Annotated in this window: 4 protein-coding genes; 3 read left to right on the top strand and 1 reads right to left on the bottom strand. The window is 41.4% G+C overall.

Translation table 11 applies throughout. The annotated features are described in order from the left end of the window. Positions 1 to 291: 291 nt before the first annotated feature. Positions 292 to 1719, bottom strand: a complete 1428-nt coding sequence (locus tag GVY04_00805) for an FAD-dependent oxidoreductase (GenBank protein ID NBD14715.1) — start codon at positions 1717 to 1719, stop codon at positions 292 to 294. Positions 1720 to 2118: 399 nt separating this feature from the next. Between GVY04_00805 and GVY04_00800 the strand changes: the two genes are divergently transcribed. From GVY04_00800 to GVY04_00790, 3 genes are all read left to right on the top strand, one after another. After that, entirely contained in the window at positions 2119 to 2754 is a 636-nt protein-coding gene (locus GVY04_00800; GenBank protein ID NBD14714.1) for a hypothetical protein, read from the top strand. Between the two features lie 191 nt (positions 2755 to 2945). Then, complete coding sequence (locus GVY04_00795; protein NBD14713.1) at positions 2946 to 3464, top strand: redoxin domain-containing protein; 519 nt, start codon at positions 2946 to 2948, stop codon at positions 3462 to 3464. A gap of 69 nt (positions 3465 to 3533) precedes the next feature. Beyond that, the gene (locus GVY04_00790) at positions 3534 to 4283 is read left to right on the top strand and encodes a TVP38/TMEM64 family protein (GenBank protein NBD14712.1); all 750 of its coding nucleotides are present in this window, start codon (positions 3534 to 3536) and stop codon (positions 4281 to 4283) included. The last annotated feature ends 678 nt before the right edge of the window (positions 4284 to 4961 follow it).

The following is a 4961-nucleotide window of genomic DNA, read 5'->3' as shown; positions in this document are numbered from 1 at the left end:
AGCGCCAGCAAGGATTTTTTCATAAAATTTGGGGAGTTAGTCATGGTTACTTAGAAGTTAATACTTAACTTGATCACTTCATTTTTAGAATCCCATGGTTATCTGAGAAAATCCTGAACGGAGTCTAAATGTAAGATAAATTTATCAGAGGACAATCAAGAGAAGATAGAAAACAAAGAAGTAGGGAAAGAGATTTTCGGAACTCTTTCCTATCACTTGGTGTAACAAAACATTAGGTTGTTCATTCACAATAACAACTGCTATGATGCGCGATCGCGCTATCTTAGTCGATTAGGCAATAGACCGTAAGAAACCAAACAGTCTCTGTAGCGTGTTTTGTAAAAACTCATTTTTAGCATAATTGCGTTTTTTCAGTTGCAAGGCAGCTTTACTATTCACTTCCGAAAGCGTGGGATAAATATGAATCATTCCGGTTAATGCCGAAACGGGTAACTGATTCTTCATTGCCAAGATGACTTCGTGGATGATTTCTCCCGCAGAGGGTCCCACAATATGCGCTCCTAAAATTTGTCCTTTGGGAGTCGTAATAATTTTCGCAAAGCCCTCAGTCGCACCTTCGGCTTGAGCGCGATCCACATCTGCAAACTCTTGTTTGAGGACTTCAAACTCATTGCCATATCGTTCTTTGGCTTGTTTTTCGGTTAAGCCGACTCGGGCTAATTCCGGTTCAGTAAAGGTTGCCCAAGGAATCACCCGATAGTCAGCTTTAGCAGAGGGGAAAAATAAGGCATTTTGAATAACAACTCCCGCTTCGTAGCCAGCGACATGAGTAAACTGATACCCCCCAATCACATCGCCACAACCATAAATACGCTTGTTAGAGGTTTGCAGTTTCTGGTTAACGAGTAAGCCTTTTTCGTTATATTGCACCCCTGCTGCTTCTAAATTCAGAGAATTCACATTAGGAACGCGCCCAGAAGAGACTAAAATTTCATCGACAACCACTTTTTCATCGCCGACCCAAAGATGTTTCTTGCCGTCAATCACTTCCACTTTTTGTGCCCTTGCCCCTCTGAGAAGGTGGATGCCATCGGCTTCAAGTTGTCGTTCTACCACTAAGGCAGCTTCAGGGTCTTCTTTCGGTAGAATATGGTCGCGACTGGAAATCATCGTCACTTGCGACCCTAAGCGATGAAACGCTTGTCCTAATTCACAGCCAATGGGACCCGCGCCAATGACAGCGAGAGAGTCTGGACGTTCTTTCAGGGAAAAGACTTGTTCGTTCGTTAAAAAGCCTGCTTCTTCTATGCCTTCGATGGGAGGAACTTTCGGACGAGAACCGGTAGAAATAACAAAAGCACGCGCTGTTAAATCTCGCCCATTGACGGTAAAGGTCTTTTCATCTTTAAACTCGCCTTGACCAAAAATGACTTCCACCCCTAAACCTTCAAACCGTTCTGGAGAATCATTGGGTTGAATATTGCTAATCGCTTGCTGGACATGACCCATGGCTTCGGAAAATTGGATATCGGGGGGCGTGGAATAGATGCCAAACCGGGAACTCGTTTTGACCTCATGGGCAACTCGGGAGGCGTGAAGCAAAGATTTACTGGGAACACACCCGAACCAGAGACAGTCGCCCCCTAAGCGATCTTTTTCCACAAGGGCAACTTTCGCCTTTAACTGGGCTGCTGCACTAGCGACCACTAAACCGCCAGAACCACCGCCAATAATAACAACATCATATTCGACTGCCATAGCAATTTCCTCCTTTTCGGCTCATCGATGGGGTTAGTTTCATTAAAGGCGATAGAAATTAGTGGTTGCTGAGAACCAACTGATATAACGCTGATGCTAGTTTCATTATCCGTATGCAAACGGCAAAAATCCTGAGTTAGTCAAAAATTAACTCCCCTTTCAGGAAAAACTAATGTCTTAGGGATTGAATAGAATTGAGCGCCAAAGATTCTAGAAATGGATGCGAGTTTCTAGGAAAAACAATCCTACGATTACTCCTTTTTAGGTAGAACAGTGCCTAATTAACTTAATTTCTACGTGAAAAATCAACAAATAGGAGGAATAATGAATTCTAAACTGAAGTACATCGGAATTGCTGTGATTGTTGCAGCATTAATTGCATCCACTCAATTGATTGATATTCAAGGTGCTTTAACCAATGCGCTAAATTGGATTAATCAACTTGGTCCTGCTGCTGCTATTGTTTTTATGGTGATTTATGTAGTAGCAACGGTATTCTTTATTCCTGCCTCAATTTTAACCCTCGGGGCAGGGGTTGTTTTTGGTTTAATTAAAGGGTCTATCTACGTTTATATTGCAGCGAGTATTGGGGCAAGTCTTGCCTTTTTAGTGGGAAGATATATTGCCCGGAGTTGGGTGGAAAAACAAATTGAAGGGAATCAACGATTCAAAGTCATTGACCAAGCGGTGGCGGAAGAAGGAATGAAAATTGTTTTGTTAACTCGTTTATCTCCAATTTTTCCGTTTAATTTACTCAACTATGCCTATGGTTTAACCAAAGTAACCTTCCGAGATTATGTTCTCGGTACTTTAGGCATTCTACCGGGTACGATCATGTTTGTTTATGTCGGGTCTTTAGCTAAAAATTTAGCGACCTTGGGATCACAAGAGGTAGCAGCCCCTTCTGGGATACAATGGGCGATCCGCATTATTGGCTTTATTGCAACCGTTGCCGTCACCGTTTATGTGACCAAAATAGCGAGGAAAGCCTTGAATCAAAAAGTAGAAACAGAGCCTCAATCCTCAGTTCAATAGAAGCGTTATTTCCTAAACTTGAGGGAATTGTGCTTGCTGATCAAATTCTGTTTTCTTCACTTGACCTCTCCTCGACTTTAACTTCATGAGTTCAAGAATGGCTATACCCAATTTCTAAAACAATTTTAAGTCGCAACTCAGAATCAGTTTTTACGCTAATGAAAGAAGAATTACATGATCGCGTATTAAATATGAGTCAAAAACTCACACCGAATCAAACAGCACCAGCACTCACTGTTTCCACCGTCAACGGACAAACCTGGACACTCGCTGACCAAACGCCCCCAAACTATACCATGATTGTTTTCTATCGGGGACTCCATTGTCCGATTTGTCAGACGTATTTGGCAGAGTTAGAAAACAAGCTAGATCAATTTAAAGATCTTGGTGTCGAAAGCATTGCCATTAGCGGGGATAATTTAGAAAAAGCCCAAACCGCCAAACAAGAATGGGGATTAGATAAGCTGACCATTGGCTACGGGCAAACGGTGGAGTCCATGCGAAACTGGGGACTTTATATTTCTAATGCAGCCTTCGATTACGAACCAGAGATTTTTGCTGAACCGGGATTGTTTTTGGTTGAACCCGATCAGACTCTCTACTACGTTGCGCTGAATAATGCCCCCTTTGCACGACCTCGATTTGAGGATTTGTTAGGTGGCTTACAATTTGTTTTAAGTAAGAATTATCCCACACGAGGAACGGCTTAAATCAATAATCAATACCAAATTTTCAATGGAAAGTTTAGGCAATAGAATCTAATTGGTGAGATCAACTATATGTTAGAAAACTACCCAAAAAAGTATCACATTCAGTCCTGGGGAAACTCCCAAAATGTTCTTACCTTAGTGGTTTTGATTGTCGCAATTGGAAGCTATTTGTGGCTTGCTTTCAGCGCTGAGATAAATCTGCTTACCCCTGCTGGCTTGAAAGCAGCCATTCAGGATCAGGGTGCCTTCAGTGCTTTAATTTATATGGGCATTCTTGCCTTATCGGTGATTGTTAGCCCCATTCCAGGCGCTCCTTTAGTAATTGCAGGCGGGGCAATTTGGGAATTTCCCCTATCAGGAATTTATAGTATTCTTGGCGGGTTTACCGGTGGGATGATTGCCTACTTGATTGGTCGCACGTTAGGACATTCTATGATTCAAACCTTAATGAACCGCTCTCTTGATCTTCCTGAGGAGTATAAGAACAAGTATGCTGGCGGGTTAATTTTCTTTAGCCGTTTATTCCCAGTTCTTCCTTTTGGATTCATCAGCTACGGTTTCGGCATTGCTCAGTTACCGTCTAAAAGCTATGCTGTAGGCACTTTATTGGGAATGATACCTCCCACACTCTTGCTGAGTTATCTGGGGGAATCGCTAACGACTTCAATGACCCGCACTATTATAGTCTTGTTCCTGATTTTAATCTTATTTGTGGGGCTTCCTTTTCTGATGCGTCGATTAAAGGTTACTTTACCTGAGTTTCATTCATTTAAGGGGTTTGGCATCAATTCAATACTCTATTTTCTGGGTAGTTATTAACAGACGCTCACCAAAGAGGGATCAAAATTATTCTTGATTTAATCATAATTATGGAGAAAATTAACTGGAGAAAATTAACTGAGGATTTATTTCATTTTAAGATTGCGTTCACCTGTTTCTCTTCACAAAACCATGATCAAAACTGAAGCGATCTAGTTGGTATTAACAGAGGACAGTTCCCGCTAATAATAACTATGACATGATGAGCTTAGCTTATCATGCTGATAACCAAACTCATGGCGATCAACCCGGAAAAATGGGTGAAACTGCCTTTCGTCATTTAATGGGCACATTTGTCAAACCCAGTCATTAATGATTTTATACCAATTCTCAAAAGTGGCTAGAGAGATCCTTAATTGAACCTCCCTACAAACTGGGGCCAAGTTTCCAGTGACTTTTGATAAACGGTATTACTTTAGGACCAGCCCTTTCAAGGTGTTGTGATTATTCCCAAATTATAGTTAGGTAAAAGAATCCATGTTGCTAATCTAGGAAGTAGGGAGAATGATTCTAGGGCAGGTATTTGAGCGTTTTGTTGAAGAAAGTCCAGTGTCGGTTATAGTTCGTGGACTGCTCGAAAAAATCTTATCTCCTCAAAAACTAAACGCATTATTTGAGAGAAGTACAGAAAATCAGTACACAAGAGAACTATTATTTTCTACGGTAGTAGAGATGATG

Source organism: Cyanobacteria bacterium GSL.Bin1, from assembly GCA_009909085.1.
Taxonomy (GTDB): domain Bacteria; phylum Cyanobacteriota; class Cyanobacteriia; order Cyanobacteriales; family Rubidibacteraceae; genus Halothece.
This window is presented reverse-complemented; position numbering and strand designations above follow the sequence as displayed.